Annotated in this window: 19 protein-coding genes and 5 tRNA genes; 15 read left to right on the top strand and 9 right to left on the bottom strand. The window is 24.1% G+C overall.

Features of this window, described 5'->3' with window-relative positions; all coding sequences use genetic code 11:
* The first annotated feature begins 119 nt into the window (after positions 1-119).
* A complete protein-coding gene (gene cgtA, locus AB4W65_RS01670) occupies positions 120-1,130 on the top strand; it encodes an Obg family GTPase CgtA (RefSeq protein ID WP_367673436.1) in 1,011 nt (336 codons plus the stop codon).
* A 367-nt stretch (positions 1,131-1,497) separates the two neighbouring features.
* Here the strand turns inward: cgtA and rpsI are convergent, their stop codons facing one another.
* Complete coding sequence (rpsI, locus tag AB4W65_RS01675) at positions 1,498-1,890, bottom strand: 30S ribosomal protein S9 (RefSeq protein ID WP_367673437.1); 393 nt, start codon at positions 1,888-1,890, stop codon at positions 1,498-1,500.
* Positions 1,891-1,907: 17 nt separating this feature from the next.
* Positions 1,908-2,336, bottom strand: coding sequence for a 50S ribosomal protein L13 (gene rplM / locus AB4W65_RS01680; RefSeq protein ID WP_367673438.1), 429 nt, complete (start codon positions 2,334-2,336; stop codon positions 1,908-1,910).
* A gap of 431 nt (positions 2,337-2,767) precedes the next feature.
* Between rplM and AB4W65_RS01685 the strand changes: the two genes are divergently transcribed.
* The 6 genes from AB4W65_RS01685 (at position 2,768) to rplS (ending at position 7,718) form a co-directional block, all read left to right on the top strand.
* A complete protein-coding gene (locus tag AB4W65_RS01685; RefSeq protein ID WP_367673439.1) occupies positions 2,768-3,916 on the top strand; it encodes a chorismate mutase in 1,149 nt (382 codons plus the stop codon).
* A gap of 363 nt (positions 3,917-4,279) precedes the next feature.
* Positions 4,280-5,638, top strand: a complete 1,359-nt coding sequence (gene ffh, locus AB4W65_RS01690; RefSeq protein WP_367673440.1) for a signal recognition particle protein — start codon at positions 4,280-4,282, stop codon at positions 5,636-5,638.
* 125 nt (positions 5,639-5,763) lie between these two features.
* Positions 5,764-6,024, top strand: coding sequence for a 30S ribosomal protein S16 (gene rpsP / locus AB4W65_RS01695; RefSeq protein WP_367673441.1), 261 nt, complete (start codon positions 5,764-5,766; stop codon positions 6,022-6,024).
* Positions 6,017-6,565, top strand: coding sequence for a ribosome maturation factor RimM (gene rimM, locus AB4W65_RS01700; protein WP_367673442.1), 549 nt, complete (start codon positions 6,017-6,019; stop codon positions 6,563-6,565). The genes rpsP and rimM overlap by 8 nt, the downstream gene beginning before the upstream one ends.
* Before the next feature lie 31 nt (positions 6,566-6,596).
* Entirely contained in the window at positions 6,597-7,340 is a 744-nt protein-coding gene (gene trmD, locus AB4W65_RS01705; protein WP_367673830.1) for a tRNA (guanosine(37)-N1)-methyltransferase TrmD, read from the top strand.
* A gap of 33 nt (positions 7,341-7,373) precedes the next feature.
* The gene (gene rplS / locus AB4W65_RS01710) at positions 7,374-7,718 is read left to right on the top strand and encodes a 50S ribosomal protein L19 (RefSeq protein WP_367673443.1); all 345 of its coding nucleotides are present in this window, start codon (positions 7,374-7,376) and stop codon (positions 7,716-7,718) included.
* A 137-nt stretch (positions 7,719-7,855) separates the two neighbouring features.
* Here the strand turns inward: rplS and tldD are convergent, their stop codons facing one another.
* The gene (tldD, locus tag AB4W65_RS01715) at positions 7,856-9,304 is read right to left on the bottom strand and encodes a metalloprotease TldD (RefSeq protein ID WP_367673444.1); all 1,449 of its coding nucleotides are present in this window, start codon (positions 9,302-9,304) and stop codon (positions 7,856-7,858) included.
* A gap of 376 nt (positions 9,305-9,680) precedes the next feature.
* On the opposite strand from tldD, the gene aroQ reads away from it, so the two are divergent.
* A complete protein-coding gene (aroQ, locus tag AB4W65_RS01720) occupies positions 9,681-10,133 on the top strand; it encodes a type II 3-dehydroquinate dehydratase (RefSeq protein WP_367673445.1) in 453 nt (150 codons plus the stop codon).
* Positions 10,134-10,203: 70 nt separating this feature from the next.
* Here aroQ and fis read toward each other — a convergent pair whose 3' ends face one another.
* Both fis and rluD read right to left on the bottom strand, forming a co-directional pair.
* Positions 10,204-10,500 (bottom strand): DNA-binding transcriptional regulator Fis, encoded by a 297-nt coding sequence (gene fis / locus AB4W65_RS01725; protein ID WP_367673831.1) that lies wholly within the window; start codon positions 10,498-10,500, stop codon positions 10,204-10,206.
* A 174-nt stretch (positions 10,501-10,674) separates the two neighbouring features.
* Positions 10,675-11,622, bottom strand: coding sequence for a 23S rRNA pseudouridine(1911/1915/1917) synthase RluD (gene rluD, locus AB4W65_RS01730; protein WP_367673446.1), 948 nt, complete (start codon positions 11,620-11,622; stop codon positions 10,675-10,677).
* Between the two features lie 353 nt (positions 11,623-11,975).
* On the opposite strand from rluD, the gene alaS reads away from it, so the two are divergent.
* The 5 genes from alaS (at position 11,976) to gshA (ending at position 17,062) form a co-directional block, all read left to right on the top strand.
* A complete protein-coding gene (alaS, locus tag AB4W65_RS01735) occupies positions 11,976-14,606 on the top strand; it encodes an alanine--tRNA ligase (RefSeq protein WP_367673447.1) in 2,631 nt (876 codons plus the stop codon).
* 128 nt (positions 14,607-14,734) lie between these two features.
* On the top strand, positions 14,735-14,911 hold the full coding sequence (gene csrA / locus AB4W65_RS01740; protein ID WP_367673448.1) for a carbon storage regulator CsrA: 177 nt from the start codon (positions 14,735-14,737) through the stop codon (positions 14,909-14,911).
* 286 nt (positions 14,912-15,197) lie between these two features.
* Positions 15,198-15,282 (top strand) — tRNA-Ser (locus AB4W65_RS01745).
* A gap of 11 nt (positions 15,283-15,293) precedes the next feature.
* Positions 15,294-15,367: transfer RNA gene (locus AB4W65_RS01750), tRNA-Arg, on the top strand.
* A gap of 135 nt (positions 15,368-15,502) precedes the next feature.
* Entirely contained in the window at positions 15,503-17,062 is a 1,560-nt protein-coding gene (gene gshA / locus AB4W65_RS01755; RefSeq protein WP_367673449.1) for a glutamate--cysteine ligase, read from the top strand.
* A 1,806-nt stretch (positions 17,063-18,868) separates the two neighbouring features.
* Here the strand turns inward: gshA and rpiA are convergent.
* The 4 genes from rpiA to AB4W65_RS01775 form a co-directional block, all read right to left on the bottom strand.
* Positions 18,869-19,537, bottom strand: coding sequence for a ribose-5-phosphate isomerase RpiA (gene rpiA / locus AB4W65_RS01760; RefSeq protein WP_367673450.1), 669 nt, complete (start codon positions 19,535-19,537; stop codon positions 18,869-18,871).
* A gap of 101 nt (positions 19,538-19,638) precedes the next feature.
* Positions 19,639-19,709: transfer RNA gene (locus AB4W65_RS01765), tRNA-Gln, on the bottom strand.
* A 38-nt stretch (positions 19,710-19,747) separates the two neighbouring features.
* Positions 19,748-19,829, bottom strand: a tRNA-Leu gene (locus tag AB4W65_RS01770).
* A gap of 11 nt (positions 19,830-19,840) precedes the next feature.
* Positions 19,841-19,914: transfer RNA gene (locus AB4W65_RS01775), tRNA-Met, on the bottom strand.
* Positions 19,915-20,230: 316 nt separating this feature from the next.
* On the opposite strand from AB4W65_RS01775, the gene glnS reads away from it, so the two are divergent.
* Positions 20,231-21,889, top strand: coding sequence for a glutamine--tRNA ligase (glnS, locus tag AB4W65_RS01780; RefSeq protein ID WP_367673451.1), 1,659 nt, complete (start codon positions 20,231-20,233; stop codon positions 21,887-21,889).
* Positions 21,890-22,311: 422 nt separating this feature from the next.
* Positions 22,312-23,949, top strand: a complete 1,638-nt coding sequence (locus tag AB4W65_RS01785; protein WP_367673452.1) for a CTP synthase — start codon at positions 22,312-22,314, stop codon at positions 23,947-23,949.
* The last annotated feature ends 9 nt before the right edge of the window (positions 23,950-23,958 follow it).

Here is a 23,958-nt window from a genome sequence, read left to right on the forward strand (position 1 = left end):
TTGAAACATAAAAATAAATACTATCTTTAAATTTTAAAAATAGCATACATTATGCTTTTAAGAAAAATACTGTAAAAAATAAAATATATTTTCATAAAAAATTAAATTTCGGAGAAAAAATGAAATTTCTAGATCAAGCGGTAATTCATGTTATTGCTGGAAATGGAGGTAATGGCTGTATAAGTTTTAGGAGAGAAAAATATATACCAAAAGGAGGACCAGATGGAGGAGATGGTGGTAATGGTGGAAATATTTGGTTACAGTCCACTAATAATCTTAATACACTGATAGATTTTAAATTTAAAAAATTTTTTTTAGCCGGTAACGGAAAAAATGGGCTGTCAGGGAAATGTTCAGGAAAAAAAGGCGTTGATATCACTATTCCTGTTCCAATAGGAACAAGAATAATTGATATAAAAACCAATGAAATTATCAGTGATATGCTAGACAATAATCAAACATTATTAATTGCAAAAGGAGGTTGGCATGGATTAGGAAATACTAGATTTAAATCTAGTATTAATCGAACACCAAAGAAAAAAACTCTTGGAACACCAGGAGAAAAAAGAGAAATTCTATTAGAATTAATGCTATTAGCTGATGTGGGTACATTGGGTCTGCCTAATGCGGGAAAATCTACTTTAGTTCAAGCAATATCTTCTGCTAAACCTAAAATAGCTGAATACCCTTTTACAACATTAACTCCCACTTTAGGTACGGTTTTTATAAATAACAAAAAAAAATTCATTATATCTGATATCCCAGGATTAATAAAAAATGCATCTAAAGGAATTGGTTTAGGATTTCAATTTTTAAAACATTTAGAAAGATGTCGTTTATTACTTCATATTATCGATATTTCTTCAAATAATACTACAGATATTATTAATAATATTCATGTCATTTTAAATGAATTAAAACATTATAATGTAACATTATATAATAAACCAAGATGGATTATTTTTAATAAAACTGATTTATTAGAAATAAAAAAAACAAAAAAGATAATAAGTAAAGTATTATTATCTCTAAATAAGTTAGAAAAATATTATGTTATTTCTGCAATTTATAAAACTGGAACAAAATTACTCTGTTCTGATATATCTAATTTTTTAAAAACGATGGAATAAAGATTTAAAATATACAATAAAACATTATTTCATAAGAATGTTGCTATAGTCTATTATTTTTCAAATTATTTAATTTGAATTTAATTTAATAAAAGAAATAGTAAAAAATAATATTTTATAGAAAATCATGCTAAAAAAATAAAAATATTTTATATATAACAGCTTTGATATTCAGTATACTTTTATTATTAAATATATTTTTTAAAATAAATGTACTTATATTATCAATAAAAATTTTTTTCTTAAATTTTAATAAAAAATTATGCATCCACATACTATACTCATAAATAATAAATAATTTTAAAAAAGAAATCCGGTAACGTTCTATTCCGGATTCCTTATAAGATGGTATTAACAATATTTTTAACTAACGTTTAGAAAATTGTGGACGTTTTCTAGATTTACGGAAACCTACTTTTTTACGTTCTACTTGACGTGAATCACGAGTGACAAATCCAGCTTTTCTTAAATCAATTCGCAATAATTCATTATATTTAATTAAAGCCCGAGCAATACCATGGCGAACGGCACCTGCTTGTCCAGAAATACCGCCTCCTTTTACAGTAATATAAAAATTAAATTTAGTGAGTAAATCTACTAATTCTAAAGGTTGACGAACAATCATACACGCCGTCTCTCTACCAAAATAATCCTCTAACTTACGTTTGTTAATAACAATTTCACCTGTACCTAATTTCATAAAAACTCGAGCAGAAGATCTTTTTCTACGACCTGTTCCATAACCTTGAATAACTGTCATTATTATATAAACCCAATTTAAATATTTAATAACTGTGGATTTTGCGCTATGTGATTATGAGTATTGCCGGCATAAACTTTTAACTTTTTAAACATAATACGCCCTAATGGTCCTCTCGGTAACATACCTTTTACAGCTCTTTCTATAACACGTTCAGGACATCTCTGTATCATTTCTACAAAAGAGAAACTTTTAATTCCTCCAATATAACCTGTATGATGATGATATATTTTATTTCTTTTTTTCTTTCCAGAAACCAAAATATTTTTTGCATTCAAAACAATGATATAATCTCCTGTATCCACATGAGGTGTATATTCTACTTTATGCTTACCTCGAAGATATCGAGATAACTCAGTTGCTAATCTACCTAATATTTTTCCTGTAGCATCAATAAAATACCAATTTTTTTTTATATCACTTGATTTAGCTGAAAAAGTTTTCATCTAAAACCACCCAAAAAAATAAATTAAAAAATATTAAAATTTTAATTTATAAAAATTAAAATAATATATATCTAGAATATTCAATTAATAAACAAAAGATATACTTTATATTTGACAAAATAAACTAATTTCAGTTATATTATTTAAATAAAATTTATGTTTTATTTAAATAAAAATAATTTTTTTATAAATTACATTGATCAATATTATTGATCAAAAATCATATCATTTATTTAAAAAAAAAACAATATTATATCTATTTATGATACAGATAAAGGATTTATTTTTTAGTAAAAATATTTTCTTTATTTTTATTAAAATAAATAATATTTCATTTTTAAAAACAATATTATTGTACTAAATAATAAAATCTAGTACATAAATCCTCTCCTTAAAATCAAATTTATTAAATATTCTACAAGTAGCCAATTATGATTTACAAAAATTCATTACTTTATTTACGTGATAAAATTAATTTAATTGATCAAGAATTGATAAAAATTTTTTCTGAAAGGCAAAAAATAATAAAAAAAATAGCAGAAGAAAAAAAAAATACATCTCAACCTATTAGAGATATAGAACGTGAAATATTATTATTAAAAACAGCAATCAATTTAGGTGAAAAATTTAATCTTGATGCTAAGTTTATAAAAAATATATTTAAAATTATTATACAATATTCGGTATCTACTCAAAAAAAAATAATAGAAAAAAAAAATAATTTCTCACCTACCATATTTTCCTTTCTTGGTCCTAAAGGTTCTTACTCCCATATAGCTGTCAAAAAATATAATAAAAAAAAACATGAAAAAGTAAAAGAAAAAGAATGTATTTCTTTTAAAGAAACTATTCAATTAGTAGAAAATAAAAAATCTGATTTCGCTATATTACCTATAGAAAATATATCTTCTGGTTCTATTAATGAAGTATATGATTTATTACAAAATACTCATTTATCTATTATTGGAGAAATTTATATCCCTATCAATCATTGTTTATTAGCACTTCCTCATACCACTTTAAAAAATATAGAAAAAATTTATAGCCATACACAACCTTTTCAGCAATGTAATATTTTTATGCAAAAATTTCCTAATTGGAAAATAAGATATACATTAAGTTCAGCTGATGCTATGCATCGTGTAGCTAAAATAAAAAAAAATAATATTGCTGCCATAGGTAGTGAAAAAGGAGGAAGATATTATAAATTAAAAGTTTTGTTACATAACATATCAAATCAAAAAAATAATATAACCCGTTTTATAATATTATCTAATAATCCTATTAATATATCGGAAGATCAACCAGCAAAAACTACATTATCATTAAAAATTAGAAAAAAGGTAGGATCTCTTTTAAAAGTTTTACTTATTTTACAAGAACATAATTTAATTATAAAGAAATTAGAATCTCGACCAATATATAATTACCCATGGGAAGAAATATTCTTCATAGATATTCTTATAAATTTACATTCACCGCTTATGCAAAATGCTATTACTAAATTACGTAATATTACTACATATTTAAAAATATTAGGATGTTATCAATATGAATCACTAAATACCAATATAAAATAAGAAAAAATAGCTCTATATTAATAAAATGAAGTTAAAATAGAGCTGTTCCAGTAATAACATTACTAACATATAAAATATTAATAAACAATAATGAATATATATATAATTTATATTATTCTTAATTTTTATATATTTTATATATATTAAAAACTTACTCATGTAGTTTGTATACTATATTTATATATTATCAATCATAATATAATTAATAAAACATATAGAATATAAAATTAAATTTTTACTATATTTATATAAAATATATAAATATAGATTGTAGCATACACTAGATTCAATCTGGTATCTATATATTATTTATATCACAAAATAGCTATTAATTTATATATTACTTCATCAAAGAGAAAAATTATGTTTGATAATCTCACTAAACGTATAACAGAAACTTTAAATAAAATTACTAACATAGGAAGATTAACAGAAAATAACATTCAAGACACGTTACGTGAAGTGCGAATTGCTTTATTAGAAGCTGATGTGGGATTACCTGTAATAAAAAGATTTATACTTCATGTAAAAAAAAAATCATTAGGAAATAAAATAAATAATACTTTAACTCCAGGACAAACATTTATAAAAATTGTTAAAAAAGAACTAATAACATTAATGGGAGAAAAAAATAATACTTTAAATTTTACTGTGGCGCCACCTGCAGTATTACTGATGGTAGGTATACAAGGATCAGGGAAAACTACCAGTTTAATAAAACTAGCAAAATTACTAAAAGAAAAAAACCAAAAAAAAATACTGACAGTTTCCACTGATATCTATCGACCTGCTGCCATTAGACAATTAGAAATTTTATCATCAGAAGTCAATATCGATTTCTTTCCCTCAAATAATACTCAAAACCCAATAGATATTTCTTCTAAAGCATTAGAATATGCAAAAATAAAATTATATGACATACTACTTGTCGATACAGCAGGCAGACTTCATATTGAAAAAAAAATGATGAATGAAATTAAAGCAATATATGATAATATACAACCGATAGAAACATTATTCGTTATTGATTCTATGATGGGACAAGATAGTATTAATATACTACCAGCATTTAATAATATTATACCAATATCAGGAATCATTTTAACTAAAATAGATAGTGATACCAGAGGTGGAGTAGCATTATCAATACGATATATGACTGGTAAACCTATTAAATTCATAGGAACAGGTGAAAAACTAAATGATATAGAACCATTCTATCCAGATAGAATCGCATCTCGTATTCTTGGTATGGGAGATATGTTATCTCTTATAGAAAATATAGAAGAACATATCGAAAAAAAGGAATCACAAAAATTAAAAAATAAACTCAAAAATAAAAGTAAATTTGATTTAAGTGACTTTTTAATACAAATTAAACAAATGCGTACTATGGGAGGTGTATCTAATTTAATTGAAAAGTTACCTCATAATCAAGTACAATTAAATTATTTAAAATCCTATATAAATGATACTATTTTAATTAAATTTGAAGCAATGATTAATTCAATGACAAAACAAGAACGAGAAAAACCAGAAATTATTAAAGGATCACGAAAACGTCGTATTGCTTTAGGATCTAGAGTTCATATACAAGATATTAATAAATTACTAAAACAATTTAATGACTTGAAAAAAATAATGAAAAATATAAGAACATGGAATGTAAAAACAATAATAAAAAAAATTAAAAATATTACTCCAAAAAATATGTTCAATTAACACTTTTATTAAAGTAATAAATTCATATTTAAACAATTAAATTTTAATATATATAAAAATATTTTATTCATAAAAATATTAATTTAATATCCAATGTCATATTATTTTCTTAATAAGAGGTTTCTATGTTAAAAATACGATTAGCACGACATGGTTCAAAAAAACGTCCTTTTTACCAAATTATTGTTGCAGATAGCCGTTTCCCAAGAAACGGTAGATTTATTGAAAGAATTGGATATTTTAATCCAATTGCTTCTAAGAAAGATAAAAAAATATATATAGATGTAAATAAAATCACATACTGGACAAGTCAAGGAGCAATCTTCTCTAAAAGAGCTCATTATTTAATTCAAGAAAACAAAAAAATATTAAGCTCTAATGTATAAAACAAATAAAAAACTTAATATTCCACACAATCCTTGTGTAATAGGTAAAATAGGCGCAGCACATGGAATTCTAGGTTATCTTAAATTGTTCTCTTTTACTGAAAACAAAAATGATATTTTTAAATATTATCCATGGTTTATTAAAAATAATAATAAATGGACTATTTTAAACTTAGAATATAAAAAAAATAATAAACATTTTTTTTTAATAAAAATAAAAAACATAAATAATAGAAACGAAGCAAAAAAATTAACCAATTGTATGATTCTAATAGAAAAAAAAATACTTCCGTTATTAAAAAAAAATGAATATTATTGGAATGAATTACTAAATTTTAAAATTATTTCTACCACCGGTTGCCATTTAGGACAGGTGGATAAATTTTTGAGAACTCAATCTTATGATATTTTAGTAATAAAAAATTACAAAAAAAATAAAATGATAGAAACATTAATACCTTTTATAGATAACGAAATTATAAAAAATATTGATATTATCAATACCACTATAACAGTAGATTGGAATCCTATGTTTGAATAAAAAATTATTAAATCGATCACATGATGTTGCAATACACTTTAATATAATTAGTATTTTCCCAAAAATGTTTGATGCAATTATAAAGTATGGAATCGTAAGTAGAGCCATCAAAAAAAATATTATAAGCATTAAAATATGGAATCCTCGTGATTATACGTATGATAAATATCATACTATAGATGATCGTCCTTATGGAGGAGGATCTGGAATGCTAATGAAAGCAGAACCTTTACTCATTGCTATTGAGCATGCAAAAAAAACAACTCAAATTAATACTAAAATTATATACCTTTCTCCACAAGGAAAACCATTAAATCAAAAATCAGTATCAAAATTATCTAAAATATCTAATTTTATTTTAATATGTGGACGATATAAAGGTATAGACGAAAGGGTAATTCATAGTTCAGTTGATGAAGAATGGTCTATTGGTGACTACATAACAACTGGAGGAGAACTTCCAGCGATGATATTTATAGATACTTTATCTAGATTAATTCCAAATCTGATAGGGAAAAAAATATATATTGAAGAAGATTCTTTTTGCAATGGATTACTTGATTGCCCTCAGTATACAAGACCAAATTTTATAAAAGGAATACCAGTACCAAAAATATTGTTATCAGGTCATCACCTTAAAATAAAAAAATGGAAATTAAAACAATCTTTAGGAGCAACATGGCTAAAACGACCAGATCTTTTAAAAGTTATAAAACTCTCTGAAGAGCAGAAAACACTATTATCTGAATTTAAAAAAGACTGGAATAAAAAATGAAAATAAAAATTAATTTAAAGGAATAACAAATTAATGAACATCATTAAAAAAATTGAAAAAGAACAAATGAAAAAAACCGTACCTATTTTTAGGTCTGGAGATACTTTAGAAATACAAGTATGGGTTGTAGAGGGTACAAAAAAAAGAATTCAATCTTTTGAAGGAGTGGTTATAGCTATTCGTAATAGAAATTTAAACTCTGCAGTAACAATAAGAAAAATCTCTAATGGAGAGGGAATTGAACGGGTATTTCAAATATATTCTCCTATAATTGATAAAATTCTAGTAAAACGACGAGGTGATGTTAGAAAAGCTAAATTATATTATTTAAGATATAAAAAAGGTAAAGCAGCTAGAATTAAAGAAAAAATAAAATAAATCATCAATATTATCATATTGCATTTAATAAAATGGATATCATGCAGTCACATGTTAATATTTGACTGCATAATTTTAAGTTTATACAACTGTTATTAATATCTAAAATTAAAAATTATAAAAAATATAAATCTCATTTAGTTAGTTCCACCTACTGTTAAATTATTTAATTTTATAGTGGGTTGACCAACACCTACCGGTACACTTTGCCCATCTTTAACACAAATTCCAACTCCTTCATCCATCAATAAATCATTACCCACCATTGAAATTTGATTCATACTTTCCAATCCTGATCCAATCAACATTACTTTTTTTATTGGTTTGGTTATTTTCCCTTTTTCTATTAAATAAGCTTCAGAAGTAGAAAAAACAAATTTTCCAGAAGTAATATCTACTTGTCCTCCTCCGAAATTTGATGCAAATATACCATATTTTATACTATGTATAATATCTTCTGGTTTAGATTCACCTGGCAACATATAAGTATTTGTCATTCTTGGCATCGGTAAAGAAGCATAAGATTCTCTTCTTCCATTTCCTGTCGATTTTATACCAAGTAAATTAGAATGAAATTTATCTTGCATATAACCTTTAAGAATACCTTTTTCAATTAAAACATTATATTGACCAGGAATACCTTCATCATCTATACTTAATGAACCTCTTCTATCATCAATAGTTCCATTATCTACTATAGTACATAAATTAGATGTAACTTGTTTTCCAATCTTATTAGTAAATACCGATGTTCCACGATAATTAAAATCACCTTCCAATCCATGTCCTACAGCTTCATGTAGCATAACTCCAGGCCAACCTGGGCCAAGTACTACAGGAAAACTACCAGAAGGTGCTTCTTTTGCAAATAAATTCAATAAAGCTATTCTTACTGCTTCACGTACTAAATATTCAAGATAAATACTACCAGAAGAATGTTTTTTAAGAAAATAATTATAATCTTTACGCATACCTCCACCACTAGAACCCTGTTCTCTTTTCCCTTTCTCTTCTACTATTACAGCAATAGAAATATGAACCAAAGGACGAATATCTGCTGCAAAAGTTCCATCAGTAGCTGTTATCAACACTTGCTCGTACTTACCACTTAATACAGCACTTACTTTAATAACCCTTGGATCTAAATTTCTTGCTATTTTATCTATATAATATAAAATTTCTATTTTTTCCTGATCAGACAAACTATCTAAAGGGTTTTTACAACTGTATAATTTTTTATTATTGATAATAGATACTTTCTTTGCTTTTTTAATAAGATGATTATCAGAGATTTTTTTAACTAAATTAACACTATTTTTTAATTCATGCGGGGTGATTTCATTAGTATAGGAGAAACCAATAGTATTATTAACAATTACTCTCACTCCAATTCCTTGATCAATATCATAAATACCCTCTTTAATAATTTTATCTTCTAGAGTCCATGATTCACGGAAAATAGATTGAAAATATAAATCTGCGTAATTAAATTTTTTTTCAGATAAATCGCTTAAAATTAAAAAAATATCTTGTTTATCAATATTATTTAATAATAATAATTTTTCTGTTACTAAATTAAGTATCATTATAACTCACTTATTATGATTAATAATCATTAAATAATTAAGATAATTGATAATGTAAAATGCATTATTTTTCAATATTTTTGATACTTTACATATCAATTTCATTGATAACATACATAAATAAAATCTTATACATGTAATATTGCAAAGTAAAAATTTCATTTTACACTTATAAAAATATAATATAAATTAACTATTTTCTATAATACAAAATTTATAGATATGATATTATATGTTCAAAAGTAAAAGTATTGGATATACTATATATCTTTGTTTTGTATATAATAAAATTTTTTTAATAAAAATTATTTATTGTACTAATAAATAAAAATATAAAAAATTTTATTAAACATTATCTTTTAAAGAGAAAAGAATTATGACTCATATCTTTAATATTTTGTTACTTAATGGACCAAATCTTAATTTATTAGGAATGCGAGAACCTGATATTTATGGTAAAATTACATTATCAGAATTACTAAAAAAATTGAATAAAAAAGCAGAAAAATTAAATATAAAATTACATCATTTACAATCTAATGCCGAACATATTTTAATTGAACGTATTCATCAAGCAAAAGAAAATATAGACTATATTATTATTAATCCTGGATCATTTACACATACTAGTATAGCTTTACGTGATGCCTTATTATCTGTCAATATACCTTTTATTGAAGTCCATATTTCTAATATTCATGCAAGAGAACAATTTCGATCTAATTCTTGGTTTTCTGATATCTCTTCCGGAGTTGTTTCAGGATTTGGATTAGATGGTTATTTTTGGTCTTTACAAAGTGCTGTCAAAAGAATAAAAAATATAAATTAAATTAAAAAAAGTAAATTATATATACTTTTTGCACTCTCGGTTCCATTTAGAAAGTGCAAAATATAACTTTTTAATTCATACCGTATTTTTTTAATTTTTTACGTAGTGTACCCCTATTAATTCCCATTATTAAAGCTGCTCTAGTTTGATTTCCTCGGGTATACTGCATGACTATATCTAACAACGGTTGTTCAATTTCAAACAAAGCTAATTCGTACAAATTAGTTATATTTTTATTATGAAATTGCAAAAAATAATTTTTTAAAGCTTGTTTTACTGATGTTCGTAAAGGCTTTTTAACAACTTGATTATTAGAATTAATAATAGAAACTGTTAATAACTCAGAATGTATCGGTTGTTCAAACATAATGCTATCATCTCTTTCGTTCACTGATATTAATGTCAATCATATAAAATATTTTTCAGAATACTCTTTAGTCTTACTTGCTATCTAATAATCAACTAATAAATATTATGTTAATAATATTTTATTTTAATGAATATTAAAAATATTATACATAATTATACTAATTTAATACCATTAATTTGTTTTTAAAATATAAATTATTTTTTTCATGTCTTTTGGAAGAACTGCTTTAAATTCCATTAATATATTTGTTCTAGGATGATAAAATCTCAATTTACTGGCGTGTAGTGCTGGTCTAGAAAAAAAATTTATTTTTTTTAAAATTATTTCAGGCATACCTTTAGGAATACCAAATTTACTGCGGTAAACAGGATCCCCCAATATTGGATACGTCAGATATAACATATGTACACGAATTTGATGTGTTCTACCTGTTTCTAACCAAACTCGTAAATGAGTATGATATTTAAAACGTTCAATAATACGATAATGTGTTATAGCTGTTTTCCCAATAGAATCTATACACATTTTAGTTCTATTTTTTTTATGACGACCAATTTTTTTTTTTATCGTTCCACCTGAAATTAAATTTCCTATAACTATGGCTTCATATTCACGAAATATTTCCCTATTTTTCAAAAATTTTACTAATGCTTCGTAGGCGAGAATATTTTTTGCAATCACCATTAAACCAGTTGTATTTTTATCTAATCTATGAATGATACCTGCACGAGGTATTTTTTGAAATCTATTATCTTTATATAATAAAGCATTCAAAATAGTTCCATTATCACGTCCGGATCCAGGATGAACAACAAGGTTGATAGGTTTATTAATTACTAATATATCATCATCTTCATACACAATATTTAAAAAAATATTTTCAGCAAAAAAAATTTTTCTTTTCTCAAAAATATTAATTGTTATTAAATCTCCTATAAACACTAATTTACTAGGTTTTGTTACTATACTCCCATTAATGTCAACTTGTGCATTTAAGATCCAATTTTTTAAAATAGTACGTGAATACTGATTAAAAAAATTTGCTAAAAATTGATCCAAACGTTTTTTAGATCCAAAATGTATAGGAACTGTTACTGATATTTTTCCTTTTTTAATCATAAATATCCTTGAAAATATTTCACCTAAACAGTAAATATTTTATTCAGAAAATGATAATATCAAATATCCTTGATTTATTATTTAAGAAATAATTTTTTATAATGGAAATTATATATATTTTTTTTTAACAAAAAATAATAAAATATTATAGTGATAATACTTTTTTTAAAAAATATCAATTTATAAAATATAAATAAAAATATTTTTTCTAGTCGATATATTATTAGAAATAATACTTTAATAATATATAAGAATGTTATTTAATAAAAAAATTAACTTTATAATAATAATTATTATATTTAAAAATTTTTTATAAATATAAAAGTTTTTAAATCTACATTACGTCAAATTATATGAATAAAAAAACTATAGAAATACGGAAGCAATTCCTACATTTTTTTCATAAAAAAAAACATAAAATTATACCAGGTAGTTCTTTAATACCTCAGAACGATTCTTCACTTTTGTTTACCAATGCAGGAATGAATCAATTTAAAGATATTTTTTTAGGAAACAATAAATCTTACCAATATTCTAAAATTGCCACTGCTCAATATTGTCTTAGAACTGGAGGAAAACACAATGATTTAGAAAATGTAGGATATAGTTCTCGTCATCACACTTTTTTTGAGATGTTAGGAAATTTTAGCTTTGGTGATTACTTTAAAAAAAAAGCTATTCTATATTCCTGGGAATTATTAACTTCTAAAAAATGGTTTGCATTACCAAAAGATAACTTTTTAATAACTGTGTATAAAACAGATGAAGAAACATATGACATATGGGCCAATGTAATAGGTATTCCACTTAATCGTATTATTCTTATTGGGAATAAAACAGAATATCCTGATACTTCAGATAACTTTTGGCAAATGGGTGATACTGGTCCATGTGGTCCATGCACAGAAATATTCTATAATATTAAAAATAATCTATCTAGTAAAAAAAATAAAAATTCTGAAAATATCATAGAAAATTATATTGAAATATGGAATATCGTTTTTATGCAATTCAACCGTATTAATGACCATTCTTTATTAAGATTACCTAATCCATCGGTAGACACTGGAATGGGACTAGAACGAATTTCTTCCATTATAAATGACGTCTCTTCTAACTATGATATTGATATCTTCCAAATATTAATAAAAGATATAGCTAAAATAACCAATACCACCAATTTAAAAAATAAGTCTTTATACATTATTGCAGATCATATTCGTGCATGTTATTTCATGATAGCAGAAAATATCTTACCCTCTAATGAAAATAGAGGATATGTACTACGACGTATTATTCGCCGAGCTGTAAGACATGGGTATTTACTAGGCGTAAAAACAATTTTTCTTTATAAATTGGTCACTAGTGTAAATAAATCCATGAATATTAATAATATTCATCTTTTAAGTAAAAAAGAAAATATTGAAAACATACTAAAAGTAGAAGAAATAAAATTTAATTCTACTCTTGAACGTGGTTTACAACTTCTTGATTCAAAGATTAAAACAGTAATTGATAATACTCTTGATGGAGAAATAGTGTTTTATTTATATGATACATTTGGTTTTCCTATTGATTTAACAGAAGAAGTTTGTCGTGAACATAATATTCGTATAGATTATTTAGGTTTTAAAAAAAACATGGATGTACAAAAAAATAGATCTAGAGAAAAAAAAATATTTAATACAAACTATAGTATAATGAATCATACAGAAAATACATCTATATTTGTAGGATACAATACATATAAAGTAAAATCTTTTATAGAAAACATTTTTATAAATGGAAAATCAGAAACATATATATCATCAGGAGAAAAAGGAATTATTTTGCTAAAAAATACACCTTTTTATCCTGAGTCAGGAGGACAAGTAGGCGATATAGGTATTATTCATAACAAAACAGGAACCTTTAAGGTAGAAGATACAAAAAAAAATGGGAAAATAATTCTTCATATTGGAATACTATTATCTGGTATGTTAGAAGTCAAAACAACTGTTTTTTCTGAAATTAATACTCAATTTCGTTCTTCTATTAAAAAAAATCATTCAGCCATACACTTGCTAAGTGCTGCTCTGAAAAAAAAATTAGGTAATCATGTTTATCAAAACGGATCTTTGGTAACTCCTGATTATATTAGATTTGATTTCTTTCATAATATACCAATTCCATTAACTATAATTCAAGAAATAGAACAATTCGTTAATCAACTTATTCGTAGAAATATTCTTATAAAAACAGAAATAATAAACTTCAAAGATGCAAAAAAAAGAAATATAACTTTTTTATCAAATAAAAAATATGATAAATACGTACGAACAGTTTCCATAAACCATTATTCTAACGAACTATGTGGAGGTACTCATACCGATAGAACTGGAGATATTGGATTTTTTAAAATTAAATCTGAACGCAGTATATCATCTAATATACATCGTGTAGAAGCAATAACAGGTAGAAAGGCATTAGATTCAATACATATTCAAGAAAAAAATATATATGAAATTTGCACACTCTTAAAAACTAATCCTAATTTTTTAAAAACTACTTTTGAAAAAATAACGTTAAAACAAAAAAATCTAGAAAAAAATATATCTGAATTAAAAGAAAAAAATATGATTATTATTATTAATGAATTAACTAAAAAGATAACTAAAATAAATCATGTAATATTATTAATTGATACATTAAATAATCAAAATACTAAAACACTACGTAATATAATGGATAGATTAAAAAGTAAATTCAAATATGCAATAATAATTTTAGCAAATATTATCAATAACAAAGTCACTCTTATTGTAGGGATTACAAAAAATTTAACCCAATCAATACAAGCAAACCAAATAATGCATATTATTTTAAAGAAAATAAATGGAAAAGGAGGAGGGAAAGTAGACATAGCTGAAGGAGGAAGTATATATATTCAAAAACTACCAGAAGCATTATCAAATATTAAAATATGGATTAATTCTATACTATAATATTAACAAAAATATATTTTAATATTTTGTATTAACATATCTTTACGGTCCATATGTAACCTCGTATTATATAATCTAAAATAAGAATCAAATCAGACAGATTCTCTCAATCATTCAAGGAGCAAAGAATGCTTATCCTAACTCGTCGAGTTGGAGAAACACTTATAATCGGAGATGAAGTAACTGTGACGGTACTGGGAGTCAAAGGGAATCAAGTTCGAATTGGAGTCAATGCACCTAAAGAAGTTTCGGTACATCGTGAAGAAATTTATCAACGTATTCAAGCAGAAAAAAATAAAAAATAATATTATTATCAATATTAGTGGCGTATCTTGCTAAATTATTAGCAAGATACGCCACTAATAGTTCATATAAAAATATTTATATTATGTCTAATCTTATAAAGTTATTAACTCATAATAAATTATTTATTTTTAATTATAACAAATAAATATTTTTACTAAAAAATATTTATTTGTTATAATTAAAAATAAATAATTTATTATGAGTTAATAACTTTATTTTTATAAAAAAATTTATAAAAAAAGTTTTACTTAATTTAAAATACTTAAATTTTAAAAAATAAAACAAGGTGAGATGGCCGAGTGGTTTAAGGCGCTCCCCTGCTAAGGGAGTATGTAAAATTGCATCGAGGGTTCGAATCCCTCTCTCACCATGACAATATTTGCATCCGTAGCTCAGTTGGATAGAGCACTCGGCTACGAACCGAGAGGTCGGAGGTTCAAGTCCTTCCGGATGCAAAATTAAGAGCTAAAATTAAATATATTTTTTACTAATATTTAGTAAAAATATTTAATTTTTATTTTTTTTAATCATTTTGAAATTATTAAAAATAAGAATACGTTTCTAAAAATGTTTCATATAAGGAGATAAAATTGATTCCTGATATTTCATACGCTCTTACTTGGTTACAATCTAATCCAAATATATTTAAAAACATTACTAGAGGTATCGAACGAGAAACTTTAAGAATAACTGAAAACGGGAATATGCCAAATACAGACCATCCTTATTCTATGGGATCTGCTTTAACTCACAAATGGATCACTACTGATTTTTCTGAAATATTATTGGAATTTATAACACCTAAAAGCAATGACTTAAATTATTCTTTATCTTTTTTAAATGATTTACATAAATATACCAATAAAAATATAGAAAATGAGTATCTATGGCCTTTTAGTTTTCCTTACTTTATGAATACGAATTGTTCCATAAAATTAGCTAAATATGGAAAATCCAATATAGCAAAAATGAAAACACTATATAGAAAAGGTTTAAAAAATAGATATGGAGATTTTATGAATATTATTTCAGGTGTTCATTACAATTTTTCATTACCCATTAATTTTTGGCGAAAATGGAAAAATATAAAAGACATAAAACATGAAAAACATATCATTTCCTCTGAATATTTAAAAATAATACGTAATTATCATAAATTTGGTTGGATAATTCCCTATTTATTTGGCGCCTCTCCTGCAATATATCCTTCTTTTATAAAAAATAAAAAATACAGCATAAAATTCAAAAAAAGCCAAAATGGTTTACTTTATTTACCATGGTCAACTTCGTTAAGACTTAGTACGATAGGACATAGAAATCATGATACAAAAAAAACAAATATCACTTTTAACTATTTACAAGAATATATTAATTTTTTAAGACATGCTACCAATACACCTTCAAAAAAATTTAAAAAAATAGGATTAAAAGATAATTTAGGAAAATTAAAACAAATAAATACAAATTTATTACAAATGGAAAACGAATTTTATACACATATAAGACCAAAACAAATAATAAAAAAAAATGAATCTTTATCCGATGCTTTAGAAGAAAGAGGTATACGATATATTGAAGTGCGATCACTAGATATCAATCCGTTTTCACCTATAGGAATCGATAAAAAACAAATATTATTTTTAGATTTGTTTTTAATTTGGTGCTTGTTAATAGATTCACCGAATATGAATCACTCAGAATTCGAATACTGTAAAAAAAACTGGAATATTATTACCTTAGAAGGAAGAAAACCCAACCAAAAAATTCACATCAATAATAAATATGAAAAAGAAAAACTAATTACCATCAGTTCAAAAATATTTAAAAGTTTATATCAAGTAGCTATTTATCTAGATCAATATTCTTATAAAGATCCTTATAAAAAAGTTTGTAAAGAATTCTCAAAATATTTTGAATATCCAGAATTGACATATTCTAGTAAAATACTTTCAGAAATACTTAAAAATGGAATAAAAACAACAGGTTTAAATCTAGCAAAAAAATATAAAGAAAAACTTATTAGCGAAAAAATGACAGTTTTATCTGATAAAATAATGCATAAAGAATTTATCTCTTCTCATAAAAAACAAAATAAAATTGAAAAAAACGATAAATTAAGTTTTGAGGAATATCTAAAAAAATACACCTAATTATAATTTATACAAATTAATAAATATATAAAAAATTTCATATTAATAAATTAATAATAAGTACTAATAATATTTAAACATATGAAATTGAAATTTAAAAAATATATTATTTTTAATTTATCAATTTTATCTATTTTCATGGAAATAAATTTAAAACAAAATGAATATTACAACTATTTTAAAAATATTTTTATTTAATATAATACAACATAAAAGTTAATACACATAGTTGTCAATCCAATACAATACTAATGAATGGTATTAATCAAAAACTATCTACTTTACCTATATCAAAATATCGATCTATAAATATAGATTCAGCCTTACCTATTAAATAAATGAGTAAAATTTCATAACAATCTACAATATCTACTAAAACATTATGTCTTTAACAACATATCTTAAAGAATAAACAGATGAACGATCTACTTGAAGTAGAGTTTTCTAAAAAATAAAGAATCCATAATCAAATACCCCTAACATGTATCTATATTAGTTAAGAAACAAAATATTACATTCGTCTATATGCCATAAATTTACCAAGTAGGATTAATAAAAAAATGTAGTATTACAATAAATCAATTTTTTTAAAACCAGTGTATTATGTCATCCATAACAGTTTTTTAAGTTTTACATTGAAACATCTTCTTAACATTTAGTAAATATGACTATTGTATTAATACCCATCATTTCTATTCCGTTATATCCAAAACCCAAGTTTCTTTTCTATCGAATCTAAACCAAATAAATATTTTAGTTTTTTCTTAAAAAACATGCATACTAATTGATGTATATGTAAAATGAGTACCAGAATTAACAAATATTTCTCGTTAATAGAATATCCAATAAGATATAACATCTTCATTTTCCACAACTTTTTCTAAAGAATTTACTTTTTTATAGCTAAATTAATATTAGAAAATTTTTCCTATAGTGTTAGGCACAACAAAAATGAATATCAAAAAGATATCTAATTTAGAGATATCCAATATTATACAATAATACTCATTATTTCTGCTTTTTAAATCCATGATTTAAATTTTTCCTCTAACCACAACCATTTCTTTTTTTATATCTTTTTTATAAAAAACATCAGCTTTTGGATCTGTGATTAAAAAAATATCTAAAAAGCATCAGATATTTCATCATGATTCCCTTCTGAAAAATATAATGAAAAAATATCTTGTACAATATAATCCTACCTAAATATAATGATATTTATATATGAATTATAAATAATATATGAATATCATTATATTTTTATAAAAAGTTTTTATAAACTTTTTATAAAAATTATAAAAAATAAAAAAATATTTATTTAATGTATATTAAATATATTTTAATTAAAGATTATTTTTAAATAACAAGAAAAATTACTTATTAAAAATATAAAAATTAATAAAACAGTATTAATTTTTTAAATTTACTAAAGAAATAATATTTAATAAATATTGATAAAATAATATCTTTTAAATCATATATTCTATAAAGCATCATTTTTAATGATTCATAAAATGAATAACATTAAATTTTATTCATTTATGACCAATATTTTTTAAATTTTTATTTAAATAGTAGAAATACTATTTATCAGAAGAATTTGCCAAATAATAAAATAAGTTATTATTTTATTATTTACAATAAAAAATATATTAAAATACCAAATTTTATATTAAATAATATTTATTATAAATTCAAAAATTTAATTTAAACTGAATTTTAAATACACCAAAAACATAATTAATTTTTGATATTTAAAAAAATAAAAAAGTGATATATAAGTATTATTTTTAAATAAGTAAAATATTAATGATTATTTTTTATAGTATCTATACCAAATTTTGTTCCAACTAATACAACATCTGCTGTCCTCGATGTAAATAATCCTACAGTTACCACACCAGCTAAAGCATTTATTCTATTTTCCATAGCAACAGGATCTCTTATTTTAAAATTATGGATATCAATAATAATATTCCCGTTATCTGTAATAACATTTTTTCTATATTTAGGGATACCACCTAATTTAATTAATTCATTAGATACATAAGAACAAGCCATAGGAATAACTTCTATAGGAAGGGGGAATGCACCTAATATTTCTACTTTCTTAGATTCGTCAATAATACAAACAAAAGTCTCAGACACAGAGGAAATAATTTTTTCTTGAGTTAATGCTGCACCACCACCTTTAATCATATGCATATCAGCATTAATTTCATCTGCACCATCGATATAAGTTGGTAAATAATTTACTTGATTTAAATCATAGATGGGAATTCCATATTTTTTTAAGATATTAGTTGAATATAAAGAACTAGATACTACTCCATTAATCAAATGTTTTATGGTGGATAATGCTTCAATAAAATAAGAAACTGTAGAACCAGTACCTACTCCCACTATGGTACCAGGAAGAATATATTTCAATGCCGCCCATGCTACAGATTTCTTTATCTTATTTAATTCTACCATAAAACTGTCCAAATTTTATTAAAAAATATTTTAATAAGAAACTTATAAATTACACATATAATTTTTTCAGAATAAATCCGATAATAAAAATTTTAATAAATCTGGGGTACCTGGATTCGAACCAGGGATGCCGGTATCAAAAACCGGTGCCTTACCTCTTGGCTATACCCCAATATATATTTGGTAATATACTTTTTTAACTATAAATTTTACGGAAGGCGAGATTTGAACTCGCAAACCTTTCAGTGCCAGAACCTAAATCTGGTGCGTCTACCAATTTCGCCACTTCCGCTAACATATTATTGGCTACGACGGGATTTGAACCCATGACCCCAGCGTTATGAGTGCTGTGCTCTAACCAACTGAGCTACATAGCCTATTTATTTAATATCTAAATTATGCTAAATAAATCACGTATCGTCAATAAATTTATATAAAATATTTAAATAAATGAAATATAAACTACTTTGTATTCTATAATTTTTGCAAAAAAACTATTATACATTATATTTTACATATATAGTAAAATAAAATAATTAAAATAATGATTAATTATTATTAATATTTATAAAAAATTAAATTACTTAAAATAATACATATTATATAATTATTTCGTTTATTATAAAAATAATTATAGAATATGTATTCTCAAATATAAAAATATAATAGTATCAAATAACTATTAAGGTAAAAATGAAAATATCTACTCATTCAAATTCTAATTTTATTAAAAAAATAATTGAAAAAGATTTAAAAGATAAAAAATATTTATCTTTACAAACACGATTTCCACCTGAACCAAACGGATATCTTCATATTGGTCATGCTAAATCAATATGTTTAAACTTTGGACTGGCTCAGTATTATAAAGGAAAATGTAATCTTCGTTTTGACGATACTAATCCAATTAAAGAAAATATAGAATATATTCATGCTATTAAAAAAGATATTAAATGGTTAGGTTTTAAATGGAATGGTGAAATTTTATATTCATCAAAATATTTTAATATACTTAATAAGTATGCTATAGAGTTAATAAATAAAGGATTGGCCTATGTGGACAAATTAAATAAAGAAGAAATTCGAAAATATCGAGGTACTTTAAAAACACCAGGTATCAATAGTCCATATCGTAATCAAAGTATTGCAGAAAACATATTACTTTTTAAAAAAATGAAAAACGGTCATTTCCCTACAGGTTCTGTATGTCTGCGTGCAAAAATAAACATGAACTCTCCTTTTATGATAATGAGAGATCCTGTTTTATATCGTATAATCTTTTCAAAACATCATCAAACTCAAGATAAATGGTGTATATATCCAACATACGATTTTTCACATTGTATATCTGATGCTTTAGAAGGTATAACTCATTCTATTTGTACTCTAGAATTTCAAGATAATCGAAGATTATATGACTGGATATTAAATCACATTACCATTCAACATCATCCAAATCAATACGAATATTCTCGATTAAATTTAGAGTATACTATACTATCTAAACGAAAATTAAATATCCTTGTAACTAATAAAATAGTAAATGGATGGGATGATCCTAGAATGCCAACTCTTTCCGGATTACGCCGTCGAGGATATACACCATCTTCAATACGTAAATTTTGTGACAACATAGGCATTACTAAACAAGATAATTTAATAGAAACATCATCTCTAGAATCCTGCATAAGAGATGAACTAAATAAAACAGCTCCTCGTAATATGGCTGTATTAAATCCAATCAAAATACTGTTATGTAATTTACCTGAAAATTATCAAGAAATTTTTATGGTTCCTAACCATCCTGCAAATAATCGTATGGGTTTTCGTCCATTACTATTCACCAATGAATTATACATCGATTACTTTGATTTTTATGAGGTGGACAATAATAAAAACTACGGATTAATACTTGGAAAAGAAATAAGATTACGTTATGGTTATATAATCAAAGCAATAGAAGTTAAAAAAGATAATAACAATAATATTGTACAAATCATATGCACCTGTGATAAAAATACTTTAGGTAAAAACCCTAAAAATAGACAAGTAAAAGGTGTAATTCATTGGTTATCAACAAAAAATACGTTACCAGCTTTTTTCCACTTATACGAAAAATTATTCACTATAAAAAATCCAGAAAAAGAAAAAGATTTTTTAAACTATGTTAATCCAAAATCATTTTTAATCAAAAAAGGATTTGTTGAACTAAATATAAAAAAAATAAATAATATCTTTCAATTTGAAAGAGAAGGTTATTTTTGTATCGATAAAAACGATAAAAATACTGATTTAATATTTAATAAAATAATAAATCTAAGCAATACAAATAAAAAAATTGATAAAAAATAATATCGTATATTAAAGTTTAATCAATTAAATAATTAATCAAACTACTGTCCCGGACAGTAACTAAATGTATACACATTAAAAAGATATATAAAATGAATATTCCCTATGAAACTTAAAACTGTTACACTCAAGAGTACTTACTTAAAAAAATAATATTTATATTAAATTTTCTTGATGTATTTTAAAAATATATGTAGTGCAAAACATATTAATATCATATATATGATATATGATATATGATATTTTTTAAAAAATATAATGAATAACATATTTTATATCCATAAAAACTTTATTTTAAAAACAAATTTATAAACTTAAAAAACAAAATATCACTTCTTTAATTAATATATTTTAAACATATCATGGCATTATTCAATGCTATATATTTAATATTCTATTAAAATTTAACTCTGTGGTTAATCATGACTACAAATTATATTTTTATCACTGGTGGAGTTGTTTCATCTTTAGGTAAAGGGATTACAGCGGCTTCTTTAGGGGCTATTCTTGAAGCTCGTAATATTAATGTTACCATAATGAAATTAGATCCATATATAAATTTAGATCCAGGTACTATGAATCCAACACAACATGGAGAAGTTTTTGTAACCGAAGATGGTGCAGAAACTGATTTAGATCTTGGTCATTATGAACGTTTTATTCACAATAAAATGACACGTTATAACAATTTTACCACAGGAAGTATTTATGCTGAAGTATTAAGAAAAGAAAGACAAGGAGATTATTTAGGCGCTACTATTCAAGTTATACCACATATTACTAATGAAATTAAAGATAGAATTATTATGGGTGCACAAGGACATAAAATTGCTATTGTTGAAATAGGAGGGACAGTTGGTGATATCGAATCACTACCATTCTTAGAAGCCATTCGTCAAATGGCAGTAAATATAGGTAAAAGAAAAATTATATATTTACATTTAACATTAGTACCATATATTTCTGCATCAGGGGAAATAAAAACAAAACCTACTCAACATTCTGTAAAAGAATTATTATCTATCGGAATACAACCTGATATTCTTATTTGTCGTTCAGAACACCCTGTTTCAAAAAATGCAAAACAAAAAATTGCCTTATTCTGTAACGTACCAGAAAAAGCAGTAATTGCATTGCAAGATGTTAATTCGGTATATAAAATTCCTAAATTACTAAAATTACAACAAGTAGATAATTATATTTGCGAACAATTCAATATTCGAGCACCAGAAGCTAATTTAGCAGAATGGGAAAAAGTAATATATGATGAAGAAAATCCATACGGAACAGTTACCATCGGAATGATAGGGAAATATGTTGAATTACCAGACGCATATAAATCTGTGATAGAAGCATTAAAACATGGAGGATTAAAATCACGTATTTCTGTTAAAATAAAATTAATTAATTCTCAACATATAGAAAAAAAAGGTGTTGAATTATTAAATTCACTTGATGGAATATTAATTCCTGGAGGATTTGGGAAAAGAGGAATAAAAGGAAAATTGTTAACAGTACGTTATGCTCGTGAAAAAAAAATACCTTATTTTGGAATTTGTTTAGGTATGCAAATAGCGATAATAGAATTTGCTCGTCATGTTATTGGAATAAAAGATGCAAACTCCACAGAATTTGAACCACAATGTACATATCCAATCATAACTTTAATAAAGAAATATAAATATAAAAATAAAAAAAAAGAACTAAACAAAAAAAATAATAATTTAGGTGGTACTATGAGACTGGGTAATCAAATATGCACATTAGAAGGAGAAAGCCTATCTAAAAAATTATATGGAAAAAACAAAATACAAGAAAGGCATCGACATCGATATGAAGTAAATAGTTTTTTATTCAAAAAAATAGCCAAATCTGGATTTTTAATTACTGGACGATCAGAAAATAAAAAATTCATAGAAATAATTGAATTATCTAATCATCCTTGGTTTATTGCGTGTCAATTTCATCCAGAATTTACTTCAACACCAAGAAATGGTCATCCCCTATTTATAGGTTTCATCCAAGCAGCAAAAAAATATAAAAAAGAGAAAATATACTAAATATATAAT

The organism is Buchnera aphidicola (Pemphigus populi) (genome assembly GCF_964058935.1).
Taxonomy (GTDB): Bacteria; Pseudomonadota; Gammaproteobacteria; order Enterobacterales; family Enterobacteriaceae; genus Buchnera_C; species Buchnera_C aphidicola_D.

Bases quoted from the DNA above. Each gene is read 5' to 3' on its own strand.
- fis (WP_367673831.1), bottom strand. From the start codon at position 10,500: ATGTTTGAACAACCGATACATTCTGAGTTATTAACAGTTTCTATTATT.
- AB4W65_RS01785 (WP_367673452.1), top strand. From the start codon at position 22,312: ATGACTACAAATTATATTTTTATCACTGGTGGAGTTGTTTCATCTTTA.
- rpiA (WP_367673450.1), bottom strand. From the start codon at position 19,537: ATGGTAGAATTAAATAAGATAAAGAAATCTGTAGCATGGGCGGCATTG.
- AB4W65_RS01685 (WP_367673439.1), top strand. From the start codon at position 2,768: ATGATTTACAAAAATTCATTACTTTATTTACGTGATAAAATTAATTTA.
- rplM (WP_367673438.1), bottom strand. From the start codon at position 2,336: ATGAAAACTTTTTCAGCTAAATCAAGTGATATAAAAAAAAATTGGTAT.
- alaS (WP_367673447.1), top strand. From the start codon at position 11,976: ATGAATAAAAAAACTATAGAAATACGGAAGCAATTCCTACATTTTTTT.
- rpsI (WP_367673437.1), bottom strand. From the start codon at position 1,890: ATGACAGTTATTCAAGGTTATGGAACAGGTCGTAGAAAAAGATCTTCT.
- tldD (WP_367673444.1), bottom strand. From the start codon at position 9,304: ATGATACTTAATTTAGTAACAGAAAAATTATTATTATTAAATAATATT.
- rpsP (WP_367673441.1), top strand. From the start codon at position 5,764: ATGTTAAAAATACGATTAGCACGACATGGTTCAAAAAAACGTCCTTTT.
- ffh (WP_367673440.1), top strand. From the start codon at position 4,280: ATGTTTGATAATCTCACTAAACGTATAACAGAAACTTTAAATAAAATT.
- glnS (WP_367673451.1), top strand. From the start codon at position 20,231: ATGAAAATATCTACTCATTCAAATTCTAATTTTATTAAAAAAATAATT.
- aroQ (WP_367673445.1), top strand. From the start codon at position 9,681: ATGACTCATATCTTTAATATTTTGTTACTTAATGGACCAAATCTTAAT.
- cgtA (WP_367673436.1), top strand. From the start codon at position 120: ATGAAATTTCTAGATCAAGCGGTAATTCATGTTATTGCTGGAAATGGA.
- rluD (WP_367673446.1), bottom strand. From the start codon at position 11,622: ATGATTAAAAAAGGAAAAATATCAGTAACAGTTCCTATACATTTTGGA.
- rplS (WP_367673443.1), top strand. From the start codon at position 7,374: ATGAACATCATTAAAAAAATTGAAAAAGAACAAATGAAAAAAACCGTA.
- rimM (WP_367673442.1), top strand. From the start codon at position 6,017: ATGTATAAAACAAATAAAAAACTTAATATTCCACACAATCCTTGTGTA.
- csrA (WP_367673448.1), top strand. From the start codon at position 14,735: ATGCTTATCCTAACTCGTCGAGTTGGAGAAACACTTATAATCGGAGAT.